At 34.8% G+C, this 22,433-nt stretch carries 15 protein-coding genes, 1 pseudogene and 2 riboswitches; of the genes and pseudogenes, 14 read left to right on the top strand and 2 right to left on the bottom strand.

Features of this window, described 5'->3' with window-relative positions; genetic code table 11:
• Positions 1-108 precede the first annotated feature (108 nt).
• The 4 genes from GMB29_RS22385 to GMB29_RS22365 all read left to right on the top strand — a co-directional run bounded on the left by GMB29_RS22385 (position 109) and on the right by GMB29_RS22365 (position 5,852).
• Complete coding sequence (locus GMB29_RS22385; protein ID WP_136352697.1) at positions 109-1,716, top strand: glycoside hydrolase family 43 protein; 1,608 nt, start codon at positions 109-111, stop codon at positions 1,714-1,716.
• 356 nt (positions 1,717-2,072) lie between these two features.
• A complete protein-coding gene (locus GMB29_RS22380; RefSeq protein WP_136352698.1) occupies positions 2,073-2,972 on the top strand; it encodes a 50S ribosomal protein L11 methyltransferase in 900 nt (299 codons plus the stop codon).
• Positions 2,973-3,618: 646 nt separating this feature from the next.
• Complete coding sequence (locus GMB29_RS22375) at positions 3,619-4,491, top strand: YitT family protein (RefSeq protein WP_136352699.1); 873 nt, start codon at positions 3,619-3,621, stop codon at positions 4,489-4,491.
• A gap of 521 nt (positions 4,492-5,012) precedes the next feature.
• Positions 5,013-5,852, top strand: a complete 840-nt coding sequence (locus GMB29_RS22365; RefSeq protein ID WP_136352702.1) for a YitT family protein — start codon at positions 5,013-5,015, stop codon at positions 5,850-5,852.
• Between the two features lie 74 nt (positions 5,853-5,926).
• Here the strand turns inward: GMB29_RS22365 and GMB29_RS22360 are convergent, their stop codons facing one another.
• The gene (locus tag GMB29_RS22360) at positions 5,927-7,348 is read right to left on the bottom strand and encodes a sigma-54 interaction domain-containing protein (RefSeq protein ID WP_136352704.1); all 1,422 of its coding nucleotides are present in this window, start codon (positions 7,346-7,348) and stop codon (positions 5,927-5,929) included.
• Between the two features lie 517 nt (positions 7,349-7,865).
• On the opposite strand from GMB29_RS22360, the gene GMB29_RS22355 reads away from it, so the two are divergent.
• From GMB29_RS22355 to secDF, 7 genes are all read left to right on the top strand, one after another.
• Positions 7,866-9,059, top strand: a complete 1,194-nt coding sequence (locus GMB29_RS22355; protein ID WP_136352706.1) for an ornithine--oxo-acid transaminase — start codon at positions 7,866-7,868, stop codon at positions 9,057-9,059.
• Between the two features lie 71 nt (positions 9,060-9,130).
• Positions 9,131-10,357: a Glu/Leu/Phe/Val family dehydrogenase gene (locus GMB29_RS22350; RefSeq protein ID WP_136352783.1), complete on the top strand. Its 1,227-nt coding sequence runs from the start codon at positions 9,131-9,133 to the stop codon at positions 10,355-10,357.
• 13 nt (positions 10,358-10,370) lie between these two features.
• Positions 10,371-10,622, top strand: a complete 252-nt coding sequence (locus GMB29_RS22345; RefSeq protein ID WP_136352708.1) for a biotin/lipoyl attachment domain-containing protein — start codon at positions 10,371-10,373, stop codon at positions 10,620-10,622.
• Positions 10,623-10,665: 43 nt separating this feature from the next.
• Positions 10,666-12,213: an L-glutamate gamma-semialdehyde dehydrogenase gene (pruA, locus tag GMB29_RS22340; RefSeq protein ID WP_136352710.1), complete on the top strand. Its 1,548-nt coding sequence runs from the start codon at positions 10,666-10,668 to the stop codon at positions 12,211-12,213.
• A 239-nt stretch (positions 12,214-12,452) separates the two neighbouring features.
• On the top strand, positions 12,453-13,382 hold the full coding sequence (locus GMB29_RS22335; RefSeq protein ID WP_136352712.1) for a manganese-dependent inorganic pyrophosphatase: 930 nt from the start codon (positions 12,453-12,455) through the stop codon (positions 13,380-13,382).
• 237 nt (positions 13,383-13,619) lie between these two features.
• Positions 13,620-13,934, top strand: a complete 315-nt coding sequence (locus GMB29_RS22330) for a hypothetical protein (protein WP_136352714.1) — start codon at positions 13,620-13,622, stop codon at positions 13,932-13,934.
• Between the two features lie 73 nt (positions 13,935-14,007).
• The gene (gene secDF / locus GMB29_RS22325) at positions 14,008-16,272 is read left to right on the top strand and encodes a protein translocase subunit SecDF (protein ID WP_136352716.1); all 2,265 of its coding nucleotides are present in this window, start codon (positions 14,008-14,010) and stop codon (positions 16,270-16,272) included.
• 74 nt (positions 16,273-16,346) lie between these two features.
• Here secDF and GMB29_RS22320 read toward each other — a convergent pair whose 3' ends face one another.
• Positions 16,347-16,478 (bottom strand): hypothetical protein, encoded by a 132-nt coding sequence (locus GMB29_RS22320; protein WP_136352718.1) that lies wholly within the window; start codon positions 16,476-16,478, stop codon positions 16,347-16,349.
• Between the two features lie 177 nt (positions 16,479-16,655).
• A riboswitch (cyclic di-AMP (ydaO/yuaA leader) is annotated at positions 16,656-16,803 on the top strand.
• 163 nt (positions 16,804-16,966) lie between these two features.
• Here GMB29_RS22320 and GMB29_RS22315 point away from each other — a divergent pair.
• The 3 genes and pseudogenes from GMB29_RS22315 (at position 16,967) to GMB29_RS22305 (ending at position 22,331) form a co-directional block, all read left to right on the top strand.
• On the top strand, positions 16,967-18,793 hold the full coding sequence (locus GMB29_RS22315; protein WP_136352720.1) for an APC family permease: 1,827 nt from the start codon (positions 16,967-16,969) through the stop codon (positions 18,791-18,793).
• 142 nt (positions 18,794-18,935) lie between these two features.
• Positions 18,936-19,118: riboswitch (Lysine riboswitch) on the top strand.
• Between the two features lie 67 nt (positions 19,119-19,185).
• A pseudogene (locus GMB29_RS22310) lies at positions 19,186-20,604 on the top strand (amino acid permease).
• Positions 20,605-21,083: 479 nt separating this feature from the next.
• Positions 21,084-22,331, top strand: coding sequence for a cation:dicarboxylate symporter family transporter (locus GMB29_RS22305; RefSeq protein ID WP_136352722.1), 1,248 nt, complete (start codon positions 21,084-21,086; stop codon positions 22,329-22,331).
• The last annotated feature ends 102 nt before the right edge of the window (positions 22,332-22,433 follow it).

Here is a 22,433-nt window from a genome sequence, read left to right as displayed (position 1 = left end):
GTTTAGTAGAACACAACAGTAATCCCCTTCTTTCCAGCCTAATCAGGACAAGGAAGTGAAGGTGATGGAAACTGTCCAAAACACTTAATAGAAGAAGGGGTATCTAATATGGCTATCATTCGCAATCCGATTTTAACAGGATTTAATCCTGATCCAAGTATTTGTCGAGTTGGGGAAGATTATTATATTGCAGTATCAACTTTTGAATGGTTTCCAGGGGTAGGGATTTATCATTCTAAAAATTTGAAAAATTGGCGATTGGCAGCACGACCGTTAAATCGTTTAAGTCAATTAAACATGATGGGAAATCCAGATTCGGGCGGCGTTTGGGCCCCTGCCCTTTCCTATAGTGATGGCAAGTTTTGGCTGATTTATACAGATGTAAAGGTTGTAGAAGGACAATGGAAGGATTGCCATAACTATCTTGTTACAAGTGAAACAATAGATGGAGATTGGTCAGAATCTATTTATTTAAATAGCTCTGGTTTTGATCCTTCTTTATTTCACGATGAGGATGGAAAAAAATATTTAGTTAATATGTATTGGGATCATCGAGTGAATCATCATAATTTTTATGGAATAGTTCTCCAAGAATATAGTGTGGAGGAACAAAAATTAATTGGTAAAGCGGAAGTGATCTTTAAGGGAACAGATATTAAACTGACAGAAGCGCCACACGTATATAAACTGAATGGCTATTACTATTTATTAACAGCAGAAGGTGGTACAAAATATGACCACCAGGCCACTATTGCTAGGTCAAAACAATTGAGGGGGCCATATGAAGTGCATCCGGCAAATCCGTTGATTTCTTCATTTTCATCACCGAGAATTCCCCTCCAAAAAGCTGGGCATGCATCAATTGTACATACACATACGAATGAGTGGTTCCTTGTCCATTTAACTGGCAGACCTCTGCCGAGAGAAGGCCAGCCTTTATTAGATCCGCGTGGTTATTGTCCACTAGGAAGAGAAACCGCTATTCAAAGACTCGAATGGAAAAATGACTGGCCATATGTCGTTGGAGGAAATCATCCTTCATTAGAGATAGAAGGTCCAAGCATAGAAGAAGTTCAGTGGAATATGGATTTTCCTGAGAAAGACGACTTTGATAGTGATTCTTTAAATCCACATTTTCAGAATTTGCGTATCCCGTTAGGGGAGGATATTGTTTCTTTGAAGGATCATCCAAGTCATTTACGACTCTATGGGAAAGAATCGTTGACATCCAAATTTACTCAAGCTTTTGTTGCTCGACGCTGGCAGCACTTTAACTTTACTGCCGAGACAAAAGTCTCATTTAAACCTACGTCATTTCAGCAATCGGCAGGTTTGGTAAATTATTATAATACAAAGAATTGGACTTCATGCCAAATATCTTGGAATGAACAAAAGGGTAGAATTCTTGAGCTTATCACTTGTGATAATTTTACATTTGCCCAACCTTTACAAAGAAAAGAGATTGTTATTCCAGATGAAGTCGAATATGTGTATCTTCGGGTTGATGTGAAAACAGAGGTTTATCATTATTACTATTCATTTGACGGTGTAAATTGGATCCTCATTCCAGTTGACTTCCAATCCTATAAATTATCAGATGACTATGTTCAAGGCGGAGGATTTTTTACAGGAGCATTTGTCGGTATGCAATGCCAAGATACATCTGGACAAAACAAGCATGCAGATTTTGATTATTTTATTTATAAAAGCAATTAACAATGAACGGACTCTTAACATGAGTCCGTTTTTTCGTCTTCTCTTGAAAAATAGGGATTTGTAGTAAGAGTGGTTCAATAATAGGGGGCCAAGACGGTAAAGGTTCAATAGATAGGAAGGTTCAATCTCCCCTTGAGAAAGAGAATAGAAGTGAAATATGCTTTCAAACATTTAACTAAACCACACTAAGGTGCATTGACGATGGAGTGCCTGATAAAAAGTATATGAATAATCACTCAATCAAATCAAAAAGAAACAGAATTAATTTGCTATACATTATCAAGCTATAATAAACTGTTTAAAGGTAAAATAGTAACGAAAAGAATGAAATGAGTACATAAAGAGAGGGATAACCAATGTTACATGAATTTACAATAAACATACCTTATAAGCAAATTGACCAATATACAGACAAGCTAAATGCAGCTGGAATTTATAATCTGTATTATGAATCACCAATTGAAATCATAAAAGTCCAAAATGGCTATGGGTATGAAGAAAAAGAGGATCAGCATATCGATTTGAAAATTTATGCAAGTGATATAGAAGTAGAAAATCTACCAGAGTCCTATTTTTCACTTTTGGAATCAACTCTTTCAGTTTCAAAAGAAGATTTCCAGTATATGGCTTACGAAGAAGAAAATTGGGAGCAGTCATATGAGTTTCAAGATATTGATCTAGGAAATGGCTGGGTCATTGTCTATCCGAATTCACAACAACAATATGAGGGAAAAAAGATTCTTAAATTCGATCCATTAGCAGCATTTGGAACAGGTCTTCATGAAACAACTCAAGGATGTTTGCGAATGATTTTAGAAAAAGATCTTACAGGAAAAAGTGTTCTCGACTTAGGTACAGGATCTGGTATGCTAGCTATTGCTTCATCGCTTAAAGGGGCAGAAAAGGTCGTTGCTGTTGATTATGAGGAAGTGGAGAGAGAACTTTATCATAATGCGAAGCTGAATGGTTTAACAAATGATCTGCAGGTCGTTCAAGCTGATTTAATCACGGGTGACTACCAAATTAATGATCATTTTGACCTGATCTTAATCAATATTGGTGCAAATGAAACAATGAGTATTTTAAAAAGACATGATTTATTAAAAAACAGTAATGACTTTATTATCTCTGGACTAGTTGAATGGCATATCGATCAGCTGATAGCAGATTTTGAAGCCGGTGAATTTAAGATAAAAGAAAAGAAACAAACAAATGAATGGGTAACAATTCATTTTACAAAAACTTTTATTCATTAAAAAAATTTTAGAAATTGAAATCCAACTCTCACCATGAGATTGTAAAAAACTCTTAAATTGAAGGTGAAAATCATCTTCTATTTAAGAGTTATCTTTTTTGGTCTGGCATATCAAGGTACTGCTATTTTGATCTATGGTCAAATATGGTGGATCGAAGGGTAAATGAATGAACATTGATTTGGATTTTTTTAATAATTTGTCCGATTATGACAATGTTTAATCGCTTTAATGTTTGATACCTTCGTTTACATAACTATTGCTAATCATGAATGATTGTAATCGGATAATTTCATGTTTTATTGCTAAGAATGGATTTAATTATACGGTTAGTACATCCTAACCATATAACAGACATTAACCCTAGACTTGCTGTTTAATGAATTTACACGAACCATATTAAATATATTTATATTTGTATCAAATCAGCTACAGGCTGATTTGAACACAATAGAAACTATTGTTGTTTGAAAATCAAAACTCATTAAGTACTCAATTAGGCTTTTTAGATGAGAGACCTTTACTAACGGAAATAGAAATGACAGTTATATCAGGCGGTACTTAAGCTTCCTATCATATTGAAAGTGAAGTAATCAGCTTCTTTTATTATTCTGTTGAAGATAGAAACTAATGAAGGAGGATAAAAGAAATGTTTAACGGGTTAAAGATTAAAAATATGTTATTTATTTTACTTGGCTCAGCTATATTTGCCTTCGGACTAGTTAATTTTAATATGCAAAATAACTTAGCAGAAGGCGGACTTACAGGGATTACCCTGCTATTATATTTTTTATTTACAATCGATCCTTCTATTTCAAATCTAGTATTGAATATTCCGCTGTTTTTTGTAGGCTGGAAACAACTTGGACGCACGTCTTTTATTTATACAATTCTTGGTGTAGTTAGCCTATCGCTATTTTTAGCAATATTTCAGCATTTCCCTATAAATATGCCGCTACATGAGGATATGACACTTGCTGCATTATTTGCAGGCGTCTTTATCGGTATCGGATTAGGGATCATTTTCAGGAACGGGGGAACAACTGGCGGCGTCGATATCATTGCACGCCTCGTTGAAAAGTACGTAGGCTGGAATATGGGGAAAACAATCTTTTTATTTGATTTATGCGTTATCGGGATTTCTTGGTTGTTATATCTAAACTATAAAGAAGCAATGTATACCCTTCTAGCTGTTTTTATCGCATCAAAGGTTATCGACTTTATGCAGGAAGGAGCTTATTCTGCAAAAGGGGCAACGATCATGTCCAATCGAAATCCGGAAATTTCCGAAAAGATTATGAAAGAAATGGAACGTGGAGTGACCATATTAAAAGGGAAGGGCTCTTTCTCTAAACAGGATTTGGAAGTTTTATACTGTGTCGTGAGCAGGGGAGAAATCTTTCGATTAAAACAAATTATAACGTCAATTGATCCTCATGCGTTCGTCGTCGTAAGTGATGTTCATGATGTATTGGGAGAAGGTTTTACATTAGATGAAAACAAAAAGCCAATTATAAGTTAACAGTAGTGACTAATAAGGGGAATAATCTCTGAGCTTAAAGTCTATTGCTCTAGAATTAAGTATTCAAATTGATGATAATCGTCAGGAAATATAGGAAATGATAAAGAAAAACAGAGTCACTCATCCTAGTGTACTAAAAGTCAGCCAAGAATTAGATTTGAATATTTTCAGTTTGCAAAAAATGGTACTTTTAAAATTAGTATAAGCCATTTAAAGCACAAACTTTTTTAAGTAAATAAATTTAAACATTCGTTGGAAATATCGTAACGAGTGTTTTTTAATTTTTAAAATAATTGGAAAATAGTATTTAAACGTTTATAAAGCTTAGTTACCAAAAATGGTTGGTTAAATACTGGCATAGAATTTGCATGAATTTATTAGTAATTTACTAACTTTATATATGTTATATAAGGGTATAATAGAAAGGCTGTGAATTAATCTTAGTCTCATAAAGATCAATTACATTTGGAAAGAGAAATTTTGGTTAAATGTTAAGTAAGTAAAGAAAGGAAGGTAATTTTATGAAGAAAAGAATAGTTGATATCATTTATATTTTATTAGGTTCTTTTATCTTTGCATTGGCTATCAATCTTTTTATTATACCTAACGACCTTGGAGAAGGTGGGGTAACAGGTATAACCATTATATTGTTTTATCTTTTTGAATGGTCTCCTGGATTATTAAGTTTAATTATAAATTCATTCTTGATTGTGATAGGTTTTAAATTTTTAAATAAGACTACTATTATTTATACGATATTAGCTGTTGTATTCAATTCCTTATTTCTGCATGTAACTAGATTTTGGAGTATTTCCTCAGATGAATTAATGGTTAATGCGATCTTTGGCGGTATTTTTGCAGGGATTGGCATTGGACTAATTATTCGGGTAGGAGGAACGACTGCAGGTACAACGATACTTGCGAGAATTACGAGCAAATACCTTGGCTGGAGTATAAGTTATGGTCTTTTATTTTTTGATTTAATTGTGGCCTTATCATCATATTTTATCATTGGTACAGAGCGGTTGATGCTTACAATTATTATGCTTTACATAGGAACAAAAGTAATGGAATTTATCATTGAAGGGGTAAATCCTAAAAAGGCAATTACCATCATATCAGAAAAACCAGATGATATTGCTAAGCAAGTAAACGAGAAGATGGACAGAGGTGTGACGGTTTTTTCTGGCCATGGGTATTATACAAAAACATCTAAAGATATCCTATATATCGTGATAAGCAAGCAAGAAGTGGTGAAGCTTAAAAAAATTGTTAAGGCAACTGATCAGCATGCTTTTTTAGCTATACATGATGTGCGTGATGTTTTTGGGGAAGGTTTTTTAGATATTTCAAAAACGTAAAGAGAGGGTGGAATTTAACTCCCCTTGAAGGTCAAGGGGAGTTTTTTATTGAGATTTAATACGAAAAACATATGCTAAGAGTTAATGTTTAAACGGTTTATTCGATATTGAAGTGTTTGTCTGCTTAAACCTAATTCTTGAGCAGTTCTTGTTTTGTGATAATTATTTTTTTCAAGCACTTTTTTAATGTAATATTCCTCTGCATTTAGTAAGTAGTCTTTTAAATGACGAATTGATTCAGGTTTATTTACTGTTTTCATATCGTGAACACTTACAATTGGGAATTCCTGATGTGATGCTAGTGTAGATTTATTTCTAAAGTTAAATGGTAAATGTGAGACTTCGATTATGGGTTCATCTACGACTAGATTCATTGCACCCTCAATAACATGTTCTAATTCCCTAACATTACCCGGCCATTCATATTCTTCGAAAATTTTCATGACATTTTCATTTACCCCTTTGACATCCATTTGGAACATTTGATTGTATTTCTGGATAAAATGGTTGATTAATAAATGAATATCACCCTTTCGCTCTTTTAATGAAGGAATGAATAAGGAAACGACACTAAGCCTGTAATATAAATCTTTTCGTAAACGATTATTTGCAATTGCTTCCACAGGATCCTCGTTAATCGTTGATATGATTCGGACATTAACCTTTCGATCAACTGTATCCCCGATGCGTCGTATCGACTTCTCTTGAATTGCTCGCAATAATTTTGCTTGAAGCATTGGACTTAATGAGTTAATTTCATCTAATAACAATGTACCTCCCTCAGCTTGTTCAAATAATCCAATACGTTCAGTTGCTCCGGTAAATGCTCCTTTTTTTGTGCCAAATAATATGCTTTCGATAAGAGTTTCTGGCATAGCAGCGCAGTTTTGGGAAATGAAGGGACCTGACGAATGCTCACTTCCATTATGGATGCTTTGAGCAAATAATTCCTTTCCTGTACCTGTTTCCCCGATTATTAATACAGAAGAAGGCGTGCGAGTTGCTCTTTTGGCAATCTCAATAACCTCTTTAATTGCATCACTTTCACCTATTAAGCTATCAAAAGTATAACGAGTATTACTTTTAAGATTCATATTATTTTTAAGTAAGTTCTCTATTTTTGTTACATCTTTAGCAATTTCAATGGCACCAATTACTTTTTCATTTTCGTAGATTGGAAACGTATTATTAATTGTAGTAATTGCTTTCCCTTTTTTTGTAAAGTATGTCTGCTTTACATTTTTAATTTCTTTATTGTGGTATAACGCTTCAAGTAATGTACTTTTTTGTCCATCTTCAAACCTGAAAATATCTAAAAAATCTTTGTTTATGACATCTTCCTTTGTAAGAGATTCAATCTCAGACATTTTATTATTGTAAATAATAGTTTTACCTGAGTCGTTTATAACATGAACACCTACATCAATTTCATTTATTAATGTTTCATATATTGTAGTTAGTTGTTTAAAATGGTGATTTATTTTGCTGGATTCCATTATAGTATCTCCTTTAGCAATTTATTTGCTATTTTTTTATGGAAAATGTAAAGGATTTTTGACGAATTTTGAGATTAATCATTTATTTGTATCATATTCTTTTCATTTATTTTATAGATTGATTGTAGAATAGGCAAATAATTCTTCATATAATTAATAATTTAGCGTAAATTCGAAAAAAAAATGGAATTATTCTACTGGATCATAAGTTGGCACGGAACTTGCATATATGTATAGTGAGAAGAAATTTAAGGGAGAATGAATGTTAGTTGTTTTATAAGGCTAATAACTTATCAATAAGAAAACGTTAGATTCATTCTAGCTTAAAAACTGCAACAAGTTGTAAAAATTTTTTTTCGAATAAAGCAAATTTTTTTAATAAGACGACTAATTTTTTATCTACTTCATTACTTATCTTCGTATTTTAAGCTAATTAAAAAGTTGGCACGGAATTTGCAAGTTAATTATGTGAGTGATAAAAAGATTAGGGTCTACGACGATTAGAGGAGGAATTACATTGACAACATCTACATCAATTATCGAAAAGACAGAAAGCCTCGGGGCAAAAAACTATCATCCACTACCAGTTGTTATTTCTGAAGCAAAAGGGGCATGGGTGAAAGATCCAGAGGGTAATAAGTATTTAGATATGTTAAGTGCATACTCAGCAGTAAACCAAGGACATTGCCATCCGAAGATTATTGATGCTTTGAAAAAACAAGCAGATAAAATAACATTAACATCCCGTGCATTTCATAACGATCAATTAGGTGCATTTTATGAAAAAGTTGCACAATTTACAGGTAAAGATATGATTCTACCTATGAATACAGGGGCTGAGGCAGTAGAAACTGCAATTAAAACAGCTCGCCGTTGGGGTTATGATAAGAAAGGGATTGAAAATAACCAAGCTGAAATCATTGTTTGTGAAGATAATTTCCATGGTAGAACAATGGGTGCTGTTTCACTTTCTTCTAATGAAGAGTATAAACGTGGATTTGGGCCAATGCTACCTGGCATCAAAATCATTCCTTATGGTGACATTGAGGCATTGAAAGAAGCTATTACACCAAATACAGCAGCATTCCTACTTGAGCCTATTCAAGGTGAAGCAGGAATTAAAATTCCAAGAGAAGGTTTCCTAAAAGAAGCTCTTGAATTATGTCAAAAAGAAAATGTCCTATTTATTGCTGACGAAATTCAATCAGGTCTAGGACGTACAGGGAAATTATTTGCTTGTGATTGGGAAGATGTAAAACCAGATATGTACATTTTAGGTAAAGCTCTTGGCGGCGGCGTATTTCCTGTTTCTGTCGTTGCGGCAAATCGTGAAATACTTGAAGTGTTTGAGCCAGGTTCTCATGGTTCAACATTTGGTGGAAATCCACTAGCATGTGCAGTTTCTGTTGCAGCTTTAGAAGTTATTGAAGAAGAAAAATTAGTTGAACGCTCTTTAGAGCTAGGTAACTATTTCAAAGAAAAATTACAACAAATTAAAAACCCAATGATTGCAGAAGTTCGTGGTAAAGGTTTATTCATCGGAGTTGAGTTGAAGGAACCAGCGAGAGAATATTGCGAACAATTAAAAGAAGAAGGACTTTTATGTAAAGAAACACATGAGAATGTTATTCGATTTGCACCACCGCTTATAATTAAACAAGAAGATTTAGATTGGGCAATTGAAAAGATTTATAAAGTATTAGAAAAATAAAAAGAGAATGTACTATTGAAAATGAGGTGGATTCCGTGGGAGCGGTCAAAGAAAAAGGCAAAGAAGTTGGTATGCTTGAATCAACTCAACAAATCATTCATGAAGCATTAACAAAGCTTGGTTATGAAGATCAAGTGTATGAGTTGTTGAAAGAACCTATGCGTATGCTAACAGTACGAATTCCGGTACGTATGGATAATGGGGAAATAAAAGTATTTACTGGATATCGTGCACAGCATAATGATGCAGTAGGACCAACAAAAGGGGGCATTCGTTTCCATCCTGAAGTGACAGAAGATGAAGTGAAATCTTTATCGATCTGGATGACTTTAAAATGCGGGATAGTAAATGTACCTTACGGTGGCGGTAAAGGAGGAATTATTTGTGATCCTCGAAATATGTCTTTTCCAGAGCTTGAGCGATTGAGCAGAGGATATGTTAGGGCGATTAGTCAAATTGTAGGTCCTACGAAAGACATTCCAGCACCAGATGTATTCACAAACTCGCAAATTATGGCATGGATGATGGATGAGTACAGTCGAATTCGTGAATTTGATTCACCTGGATTTATTACTGGTAAGCCTGTTGTATTAGGTGGTTCTCATGGTCGTGAAACTGCTACAGCTATGGGTGTAACGATTTGTATCGAAGAAGCAGCTAAACGCAGAGAAATGAATCTTGTCGGAGCAAAAATAATTGTTCAAGGTTTCGGGAACGCAGGCGGATACTTAGCGAAATTTTTATCAGACCGCGGAGCTAAAATTATCGGGATTTCCGATGCTGTTGGAGCATTATATGATGAAAATGGTCTGGACATTGAATATTTACTTGATCGACGTGATTCTTTTGGAACAGTAACGAATTTATTTCAAAATACAATTTCAAATAAAGATTTACTTGAGCGTGAGTGTGACATTTTAATCCCTGCAGCTATTTCAAATCAAATTACGGTTGAAAATGCACATAATATTAAGGCGAAAATTGTAGTTGAGGCAGCAAATGGTCCCACTACGATGGAAGCAACTAAAATTTTAACTGAACGAGGAGTATTAATTGTTCCAGATGTATTGGCAAGTTCAGGTGGTGTAACTGTTTCTTACTTTGAATGGGTACAAAATAATTTAGGTTATTACTGGACGGAAGAAGAAGTATTAGAAAAACTACGTGCGAAAATAGTAGATGCATTTAACGCAGTTATTCAAACAGCATCTGTTCATAAAGTCGATACTCGCTTAGCGGCATATATGGTTGGCGTACAAAAAACAGCTGAAGCATCAAGATTTAGGGGCTGGATTTAAGGAGGAATAAACTGTGGGTTACTATCGAATTATAGACAGTCTTGCTGATGGAATTGTTGAAGAAGTATTCATTAAAGAGGGAAGTTTTGTTTACGAGTGGGAACCTTTATTTCTTATTAAAACCCCAAATGGAGCAATAAGAAAAGTAGAACAAGGTGTTAGTGGCATCATTTCAAGGGTTAATGTAAAGCCTGGTGATAATGTTTTTTCAATGATGACACTTGCTGTTATTGAGGAAGATTTACTGCCATCTGGTTGTGATTAATGCATCAATAAATACTATGAAAAACATTTTAGGAGGAGAATCCATGTTACCAACATATAAACATGAACCATTTACTGATTTTACTGTAGAAGAAAATCGAGTAGCTTTTGAAGAGGCGTTAAGAAAGGTAGAAAGTGAATTAGGAAAAGAATATCCATTAATTGTGAATGGTGAGCGTATTACAACAGAAGCAAAAATCACTTCTATTAATCCATCAAAAAAAGCTGAAGTTGTTGGTTATGTTTCAAAGGCCAATAAAGAAATTGCAGAACAAGCTATTCAAGCTGCAGATGAGGCTTTCAAAACATGGAAAAAGGTTAATCCAGAAGAAAGAGCTAATATCTTAATCCGTACAGCTGCAATCCTACGTCGCCGTAAACATGAATTCTCTGCTTTGCTTGTAAAAGAAGCAGGTAAACCATGGAGAGAAGCAGATGCAGATACTGCTGAAGCAATCGATTTTCTTGAATATTACGCACGTCAAATGATTGAGTTAAAAGACGGTAAGAAAGTAAATAGCCGTGAAGGTGAACAAAACAGATATATCTATACACCAACTGGAGTTTGTGTAACAATTTCACCATGGAATTTCGCGTTAGCTATTATGGCTGGAACTACTGTAGCACCAATCGTAACTGGTAATACAGTATTATTAAAACCTGCGAGTACAACACCTGTAGTAGCGTATAAATTTGTTGAAGCACTTGAAGAAGCAGGTCTTCCTAAAGGAGTAGTAAACTATATTCCAGGTAGCGGTGCAGAGGTAGGAGATTACTTAGTTGACCACCCTAAAACAAGCTTAATCACATTTACAGGATCACGTGACGTAGGTGTTCGCTTATATGAAAGAGCTGCTGTTGTTCACCCTGGTCAAAACCACTTAAAACGCGTTATTGTTGAATTAGGTGGAAAAGATACAGTTGTTGTTGATCGTGAAGCAGATTTAGAATTAGCAGCACAATCAATCGTTGTATCTGCTTTCGGTTTCTCAGGACAAAAATGTTCAGCTGGTTCACGTGCAGTTATTCACCAAGATGTATATGATCAAGTATTAGAAAGAGTTGTTGAACTCACAAAAGAACTTTCACTTGGTGAACCAACAACGAATAATGTTTACATGGGACCAGTTGTTGATAAAGCTGCGTTTGATAAAATTATGAGCTATATCGAAATTGGTAAAGAAGAAGGTCGTATTCTAACAGGTGGTGAAGGTGATGATTCGAAAGGATTCTTTATCCAACCTACTGTTATAGCTGATTTAGACCCAAATGGAAGAATTATGCAGGAAGAAATCTTTGGACCAGTTGTCGGCTTTAGTAAAGCAAAAGACTTTGACGATGCAATTGAAATTGCAAACAATACTGAATACGGTCTTACTGGGGCAGTAATTACAAATAACCGTGCTCATATCGAACAAGCGAAACAAGATTTCCAAGTTGGTAATCTTTACTTTAACCGTAACTGTACTGGAGCAATCGTTGGATATCACCCATTCGGTGGCTTTAAAATGTCTGGTACAGATTCAAAAGCCGGCGGACCTGATTACTTAGTTCTTCATATGCAAGCTAAAACAATTTCTGAAATGTACTAATAGATCGAAACTTCCCTACTTCCAATAACAAGTAGGGAAGTTTTTTTGTAACTTTCATAACAGGCAGTAATACTTATCGCTAAAGCTTCATGTCATACAAAGAAAATAGGCAGATATCTGCCTGGAATGCTCGAAGTTCTAATCGGGGGTAAAAGTCACCCCAAGCGAATGAAAGTCTCGCTTTATCAAGAAAAACTATGATATGATAGAATATATTTTATTGTGTAAAGGAGATCATTATGGGAAAAATACTTGTTTTTGGTCATAAAAATCCGGATACAGATACAATCTGTTCTGCTATTGCGTACGCTGAGTTAAAAAACAAACTTGGCCAAAATGCTGAACCAGTCCGTTTAGGTGAAGTAAGTGGTGAAACACAATATGCACTTGATACCTTTAAAAAAGCTGCTCCACGCTTAGTAGAAAAAGTAGCAGGTGAAGCAAAAGAAGTTATTTTAGTTGACCATAACGAACGTCAACAAAGTGCAGATGATATTGATGAGGTTCGAGTTCTAGAAGTAATCGATCATCATCGTATTGCAAACTTTGAAACAAGTGATCCATTGTATTACCGTGCTGAGCCTGTTGGTTGTACAGCAACAATTCTTAACAAACTATATAAAGAAAATGGCGTTGAAATTGAGAAAGAAACAGCAGGATTAATGTTATCAGCGATCATCTCTGACTCATTATTATTCAAATCACCTACATGCACACAAGAAGATATCGATGCAGCGAAAGAGTTAGCAGAAATCGCTGACGTTGATGCGAATACATATGGCTTAGAAATGCTAAAAGCCGGTGCTGATTTAAGTGATAAAACAGTTGAACAATTAATCTCAATTGATGCAAAAGAATTCCAAATGGGTTCAAGCAAAGTAGAAATTGGACAAGTTAATGCAGTTGATACAAATGATGTCCTTGTTCATAAAACAGAATTAGAAGCAGCACTTTCTAAAGTAATTGCTGACAAAGGATTAGATCTATTCTTATTTGTTGTAACTGATATTTTAACGAATGATTCAGTTGCCCTTGCAATTGGAAAAGAAGCAAATAAAGTAGAGAAAGCTTTCAATGTTACACTAGATAATAATCAAGCAACACTTAAAGGTGTTGTATCACGTAAAAAACAAATCGTTCCTGTGTTAACAGAAGCGTTTACAAAATAAGTTAGAGTGAAAGCCACAGACCTAATAAATCTGTGGCTTTTATTATTTAGGATTATGGAATGTAACGGTTTGTTTGTCCTTTTCCTCTGCTATACCCGGTTCTTATTGCATTTAAGGATGAGCATAAAGAGATTTAATTGTTTTATGTGTACAGATAACACGAAGAGTTCATATGATTTTATTACTTCTTATAGTATAATAACGGAGATTAAGAAAATGTTGGAAAGGCGGATTAACATGATTCAATTAAGTATTTCAATTTTAATAATGTTGATTTCACCTGTTCTGACATTTGGAGACAATGCGCAATTGAATCCATTAGAAGAATCATCCTATACACTTCTTGATCGTGATCATAAAGTCCAAATTGTAAATAATGCATCTAGCCTTAAGCTGTTTTTAATGAAGACCTTCGTGACTTTTAATAGTCTTAAGGATAGTGCGAAAGTTACAATGCTTCTTGATCAGCAGTTAAAAAACTTCATTGAATATCTTCCTTATGATAAGCCGTTTTTGGTTGTGAAGAAATTCCAAGCTAATTATTTATCTTAAGTAAAAATTAGTACGAACATCATATGCTATAGCAAAAAACAATCAGTCTTATAATAAGGAGAATGTTACATAAATGATTAAAAAAAATCGAATAGTTGCCTTTTTAATATTTCTTGTTGTCTTTACTAGTGTGATGCTAACAACATCAAAAGATATTTTAAATAATATTAAGCTCGGCTTGGATTTACAAGGTGGATTTGAGATCCTTTATGAAGTGAATCCTGCAAAAGAGGGACAAGTTATTGATGAAAAGGCACTTGCAGCTACCGCAGAAGCGCTTGATAGACGTGTAAATATTTTAGGTGTAAGCGAGCCGAATATCCAAATAGAAGGCGAAAACCGAATTCGTGTTCAATTAGCTGGTGTTGAAGACCAAAACGAAGCAAGGGAAATACTATCAACAGAGGCAAACCTCTCTTTCCGTGATGCAAATGATCGTCTCATGATGGATGGTACTGACTTAGCAGAAGGCGGTGCTGAACAAACTTTTGACGAGAATGGCAAACCAAGTGTTTCGATAAAGCTAAAAAGTGCCGATAAATTTCGTGATGTGACAGAAGAGATTGTGAAACAAGCTCCTAACAATGTATTAGTTATTTGGCTTGATCATGAAGAAGGTAAAGATTCATTTGTGGAAGAGAGTACAAAGTCACAACCAAAATATATTTCTGCTCCAGTTGTAAGTCAAGTATTTAATCAGGATACGGTATCAATTGTAGGGGATTTTACTCTAGAAGAAGCGCAAAATTTAGCAGATATTCTGAATGCAGGGGCACTGCCTGTTAAACTTGATGAAATCTACTCAACTTCAGTAGGTGCATCATTTGGTGAACAAGCAATGGATAAAACTGTATTTGCAGGCATTATTGGTGTACTAGCTGTTTTTGTCTTTATGATTGCTTATTACAGATTTCCAGGTTTTATTGCCACAATTACATTAACGGTTTATAGCTATTTGACTCTCCTATTATTTGATTGGATGAATGTCGTATTAACGTTACCAGGTATTGCAGCTCTTATTTTAGGTGTTGGTATGGCTGTAGATGCCAATATAATCACATATGAACGAATAAGAGAGGAAATCAAAGTCGGAAAATCCATACAAGCGGCATTCAAGGCAGGTAACCAAAGCTCTTTTTCAGCCGTTACAGATGCTAATTTAACGACACTTTTAGCTTCTGCTGTGCTATTCTTTTATGGAACAAGCTCAGTTAAAGGTTTTGCGACAAGTTTGATCATTGGGATTCTTGGAAGTTTTATCACAAATGTGTATCTTTCAAGATGGTTATTAGGTCTTTGGGTAAACAGCAGAATCTTTAATAATAAGCCTAACTGGTTTGGTGTCAAGAAAAAAGACATTCATCACATCTCAGAAAGCTTTGATACCCTTGATTTACCAACGAAATTTGATCGCTTTGATTTTGTGAAGCATCGTCGTAAGTTTTTTGCATTCTCAGGTGCTATATTGGTTTTAGGGATCATTCTTCTGTTCATACTTCGGTTGAATCTAGGTATTGATTTTACGAGTGGAACAAGAGTAGAATTGCTTTCTGACAGTCCTCTTAATACAGAGATGGTAGCTAGTGAGCTTGAAAAATTAGATCTGCCGACAGATGATATTGTTATTTCGGGAGAAAATAATAATTCAGCAGTGGCGCGTTTTAAAGGAATCTTGTCGAAATCCGAAATAGCCACTTTAAAAGATCACTTTAGTGATGAATTTGGAGCCGAACCTAATGTAAGCAGTGTTACACCGACTGTTGGGAAAGAGCTTGCTAAAAACGCGTTAACAGCACTACTTATTGCCATTGTCGGTTTAATCATTTTCGTCACATTACGTTTTGAACTGCGAATGGCTGTGTCGGCAGTAATCGCTCTCTTATATGCGACATTTTTCATTATTCCGTTCTTTAGTGTTACAGGTCTTGAAGTAGATATAACCTTTATTGCTGCCCTTTTAACCGTCGTTGGGTATTCAATAAACGATACGATCGTAACGTTTGACCGAATGCGTGAGAATATGCAAAGAAGAAGATATTTGAAAAAATATGAAGATATTGTTGAGGTTGTTAATACAAGTTTGCGCCAAACTTTAGGACGATCAGTAAACACTGTATTAATGGTTGCGATCACAGTAATCTCCTTACTCATTTTGGGAAGTGAGGCAATTCGACCATTCTCAATCGCCTTACTTGTTGGCTTAATCGTTGGAACATATTCTTCAATATTTATTGCTGCTCAATTATGGGTAGAGCTGAAACATAAAGAATTGAAGAAAAAAGGTGTTATTAAGACATTTAAGGAAAAACGTGTATATACAGATGAGCCGCAAGTATAATAAATAGTAAGAAAAAATGCACAAAGGCAAAAAACTTTGTGCATTTTTTATAGAAAAATGATTAATAACTGTTATTATTCAATTTTAGATTGCACACCTTGCTCCTCATTTTGTTCATCTAAAGAACCACCATATAATTCATTAATCTCTCTAGCTATCTCATCTAAAAACTCATCAGATAATAAAGGTTCAGTTTCCTTCTTCATAGAATCCACCTAACATTCCTTTTATTAAAGTATTCTTAACCTTTCCAATAGATTTATTCTTTTCCTGTATATTTAGTGTATTTAAAATAATAAGCAGGATTAAATAATAAATATTTTTATGAAGAAATTAACTATTTACTAAATATAATCATAGGAGTAATATATTCATCAGTTTCATATATCAAATCGCTTAATCCTTTAGGAACGGGGGACCCAATTTATGTGGATCTTTTATCCTCTTGGGGTGAATCCTATTTTAAGTAGGTAAGGATACTCTTTTGTCCTGAACCCGACAGCTAACTCCGTAAGCGTTATGAGAGGTCGGTGAAGCAGGTGAGACATCAAAACTAATGTCCACAGGGCTATTTACTATGCCTTGTGGGCTTTTTGTCGTTATTAAGATATTAAAAATTAATTAATTAACGGCTTATATGGAGTTACCTGGGGAATATATAAAATGAATTTAATACTAATTTGGTGGTGCAAAAATGATAGCTGCGATTAAACGATTTTTAATTGGTCGACCACTTAAGTCAACCGAATTAGGGGAACAAAAACTTAATAAAAAGAAAGCTCTTGCCATTTTATCTTCTGATGCTTTATCGTCAGTCGCATATGGCCCTGAACAGATCTTACTTGTTTTAGTAACAGTAAGTACGGTTGCTTTTTGGTATTCAATCCCGATTGCTATTGGGGTGCTTTTCCTATTAACGGCTCTTATTTTGTCTTACCGACAAATTATTTTTGCCTATCCGCACGGAGGGGGAGCATATGTCGTTTCGAAGGAAAACCTTGGTGTCAATCCTGGGTTAATTGCAGGGGGGTCGTTATTAGTCGATTATATACTTACCGTAGCAGTAAGTGTATCTGCTGGAACGGATGCGATTACTTCTGCTTTTCCAAACTTACATGACTATAATGTCCTAATTGCATGTATTTTGGTTATCTTTTTAACGATTTTAAATTTAAGGGGAATAACAGAGTCAGCCTCTGTGTTAGCTTATCCAGTTTACTTATTTGTATTGGCGTTATTTATTCTGATTGGAGTAGGAATTAATAATATACTAACTGGCAATGTCTCACCAGATTTACATTCACCTATAGGCACACCAGTAACTGGTATTACCTTATTTTTGCTGCTAAGAGCTTTTGCATCTGGGAGTTCAGCATTAACTGGTGTTGAAGCCATTTCTAACGCTATTCCTAACTTTAAAGATCCCGGTCCGAAAAATGCTGCAAAAACATTAATGGCAATGGGGATTTTACTAGCTATCTTATTTTCGGGAATCGTTTATTTAGCTTATTACTATGGCATTACACCAAAAGCTGAGGAGACGGTTGTCTCACAAATTGCTGCAGAAACGTTTGGAAGAAATTTCATGTACTATTTCATACAGGGAACAACAGCTATGATCCTTGTACTTGCTGCGAATACCGGATATTCAGCATTTCCATTACTCGCCTTTAACCTTGCTAAGGATAAATATATTGCAAGGATGTTTACGATAAGAGGCGATCGTTTAGGGTATTCAAATGGAATTATTTTTCTAGGAGCCGCATCAATTCTGTTAATCATTGTTTTTAAAGGCCAAACAGAACAATTGATACCACTTTATGCTGTAGGAGTTTTTATACCTTTTACATTATCTCAGACCGGGATGCTCGTAAAATGGATTCGAGAAAAGCCTAAAGGCTGGATTGTTAAATTAGTGATCAATTTCATTGGTGCCTTAATTAGTTTTCTAGTTATGTTAACATTTTTTATCACCAAATTTGGTCAAGTATGGTCTGTTTTAATTTTCTTACCATTACTTGTTATCATCTTTCATCGGATTAAAAGTCATTATTTGGCGGTAGGAAACCAGCTAAGGATAACAACTTGTGATCCTGTTAAACCAATTGAAGGAAATGTCATTATTGTACCTGTAGCTGGAATCACTCATGTGGTTGAAAACTCGCTAAACTATGCAAAGTCTCTTAAGGCAGATCAAATTATTGCGGTGTATGTTTCCTTTGAAAGAAAAGATGTAAAAACATTTGAAGAAAAATGGCAAAAATGGCAGCCTGATATAAGATTAGTTACACTTTACTCTTATTACAGAAGTATTATCCATCCGTTAAAAAAGTTCATTGACACAGTAGAACATAAAGCAAACGAATCGAACTATCGGGTAACTGTATTGATACCGCAGTTCATTCCAAAGAAAAAATGGCATAATATTCTTCACAATCAGTCAAGTTTACTCATTCGTGCAGTACTTCTTTATAGAAAGGATGTTATTGTCACTACTGTTCCCTACCATCTTAAAGAATAACTCTCAATAGTAGAATGAAACGAAAAATTTAGTTCTGAAGAATAAGAATATTAAAGCATTTTAGTAGCTTATTGACACTGGATAAAATGATTTGATATTCTCAAAACTAAACAATTATATAGGTGAAATCCTCATCATATCTCGGTGAGGTAGAGGTTGCAGCGGTTATGAGTAGTGTTTTTGGAGATCTGGTGGGATTGTAGAAATAAACACAAAAGGAATTGCTGCCGAAGTATGGGTAACCACACCAGCTATCCATACTGGGACTGCATCAAAAAGGTGTAGTACTGTCATAGATTAACATCTATGGAGAGCTATGAAGAGATTGTTGCGGTTTTTTTGAATTCAAAGCGCATGAATATACAATTTCATGCGCTTTTTTCGGAGGGTTTATGATGAAAGAAAAAAAGTGGGGGCTGTTGATTTTAACCTCTTTAGTTGTAGGTAATATGGTAGGTTCAGGGATATTCATGCTGACGAGCACACTAGCACAGACAGCAAGTCCTCTTGGCGTCGCATTGGCATGGTTACTTACAGGTCTTGGTGTATTAATGATTGCACTAGTTTTTGGGAAATTATCGATTCGAAGACCTGACTTAACTGCCGGTCCGCAAAGCTATGCCCGTGAATTATTTGAATCACCTCGTACGGGAGATATAGCCGGATTTAGTATGGTTTGGGGATATTGGATTGCGAACTGGATTAGTAATGTTGCCATCATTACAAGTTTTGCAGGATACTTGTCAACATTCTTCCCGATTATGAGTGCTTCTACTGTTTTATTAACAGTTGGAAATCAAGATATTGAGGTTGGAAGATTTGTTACATTTACTATTTGTACAATCTTGCTTTGGGGAACTCATTTTATCTTAATTACAAACCTTAATGCTGCAGGAAAATTAAATGTAGTTGCGACAGTTACGAAAATAATGGGTTTTGCTTTATTTATTGTTGCAGCACTATTCACATTTCAATATTCAAACCTTGGGGATCTTTATACACCAGTAATAGATTCAGCAGGTCAAACACATGGACTTTCTTCTCAAATTAACATGGCGATGATATCAACACTTTGGGCATTTGTTGGAATTGAGTCAGCTGTTATTTTATCTGGACGGGCAAAATCACAAAGAGATGTCAGCCGCGCCACGGTTATCGGCTTATTTATTGCGTTATTGATCTATATGGGAATAACGTTGCTTATTATGGGGGTTTTACCGCAAGAGGTTTTAAGAGCTTCTGATAAACCGTTTGTGGATGCACTTTCTGTTATGATTGGTGACACCGGTGCGACAGTTATGGCGATACTCGCTATTATTGCCTTATTTGGATCAACAATTGGTTGGATCCTGCTAAGTGCTGAGGTACCTTATTAAGCGGCAGCAAAAGGAGTCTTTCCGAAATATTTTGCTAAGGTTAATAAAAAGGGAAGCCCTGTACGAGCATTAACATTAACAAATGCAATGTCACAATTATTTATTCTATCGGTTATATCAGGTACGATAAGTGAGGCCTATACATTTTTAACGACATCAGCAACGCTTGCTTATTTGATACCATATTTAGTCTCAGCTATTTTTTTCTTGAAGCTAATTATAAAAGGACAGACATATGATCATCAAAATGGATTGCGTATGGTAGATGGAATCATTGCAGTTTTTGCCCTTATATACTCGATTTATGTCATTAAATCTGGAATAGCTGATATGGTGACATTTACATTGGGAATAGGACTATTCGCAGCTGGAGTGATCTTGTACCCAATTATTAATCGCGGGAAAAAGAATCACCAGCTTACTAATAAAAACTAAAATATTGCATATTCACTCGATATCTTATTAGACAGGAAAGATGAAAGCGAAAAATCAGCTTGGTAAAAATTGTACAAGCTGATTTTTAATATGACAATACCAATATCATAGTGAGTGAAAGGTGATCATGACTTAAAGGGCCATCCTCCAGACCAGATAACAGGTGAAAATTGAAATTGGTTCTAAAGGGTGTGGAAGTGGTTCGATTCCAACCGACAAAAACACAAAGTGAAATCGAGAAGAAATACCTATTGCTTTGTTTTTTATTATTTGATTATTTAGGCCTATAAAGTGGAGCTGTTTTGTGAAAATAAACCTTTTTTATTATTCTGTAATATTTAAAACTGAATATTTAAACAATTAAGTTCTTTGTATCTATAGGGTGGTTCTTATTTCCTAACCGTAATTATTATTATTGTAGAAAAAGTTCTTTTAGGATATTATATATAATGTATAAGTGTAAGATGGGAGGAATAACGTTGAAAAGAATTGGACTTGCTTGGCAAATTCTCATCGGTTTAATTCTTGGGATTATTGTTGGAGCGATCTTTTATGGTAATCCACAAGTAGCTGCATATTTACAGCCGATCGGTGATATATTTTTAAGATTAATAAAAATGATTGTTATACCAATTGTCATCTCAAGTATTATTGTTGGGATTGCAAGTGTTGGCGATACAAAAAAACTTGGCCGTTTAGGTGGTAAGACGATCCTCTACTTTGAAATCATTACGACAATCGCTATTATACTTGGTCTGGTTGTTGCGAACTTATTCCAGCCTGGTGCTGGAGTGGATATGGGATCTATTCAAAAAACCGATATCAATAGTTATGTTGAAACAGCTGAGAATGTAGAAACTCACGGTATTGCTGAAACATTTGTCAATATCGTTCCTAGCAATATTTTTACTGCTTTTATCGAAGGAGATATGTTAGCTATTATCTTTTTCTCTGTTTTATTTGGTTTTGCACTGACAGCAATAGGAGAAAGAGGAAAGCCAGTGTTAGCATTTTTCCAAGGTACAGCTGACGCTATGTTTTATATGACAAATCAAATTATGAAGTTTGCACCATTCGGTGTATTCGCGTTAATCGGAGTAACGATTTCTAAATTTGGTTTAGAATCACTCATTCCTCTAGGGAAATTAGTTATTACTGTTTATCTGACCATGGCGTTTTTCATTATTGTGGTACTAGGTATCGTTGCAAAAATGGCTGGGGTTAATATTTTCAAATTTATTCAGTTAATAAAAGATGAATTACTGCTTGCGTACTCTACAGCAAGTTCAGAAACAGTATTACCAAGAATTATGGAAAAAATGATTAAATTCGGCTGTCCAAGAGGGATTGCTTCATTTGTTATTCCAACGGGCTACTCATTTAATCTAGATGGTTCAACATTATATCAAGCATTAGCTGCCGTTTTCATTGCACAAATGTATGGAATTGACCTGTCACTATCACAGCAGATTTCTTTAATGCTAGTTCTTATGGTGACATCTAAAGGTATTGCTGGTGTACCAGGGGTATCATTCGTTGTACTATTGGCGACATTAGGAACAGTCGGAATTCCGATTGAAGGTTTAGCCTTTATTGCTGGTATCGATCGGATTTTAGATATGGCTAGAACAGCAGTAAATGTTGTAGGTAATTCACTTGCAGCAGTAGTGATTTCAAAATGGGAGGGAGAATTTAAGCCTAATTCTTCTTCTAAACAAGTTGCATAAGAATATTTGAGGCATTACTGCATTGAGCAGTAATGCCTTTCTTAATGGAGGAAAGTAAAAGATATGCTGTTTTTATAACTGGTCTAGCCAAGTAAATAGATC

It is taken from the genome of Metabacillus sediminilitoris, assembly GCF_009720625.1.
Lineage (GTDB): Bacteria > Bacillota > Bacilli > Bacillales > Bacillaceae > Metabacillus > Metabacillus sediminilitoris.
The sequence above is the reverse complement of the archived record's forward strand: the minus strand, read 5'-3'. Positions and strand labels throughout refer to the sequence as shown.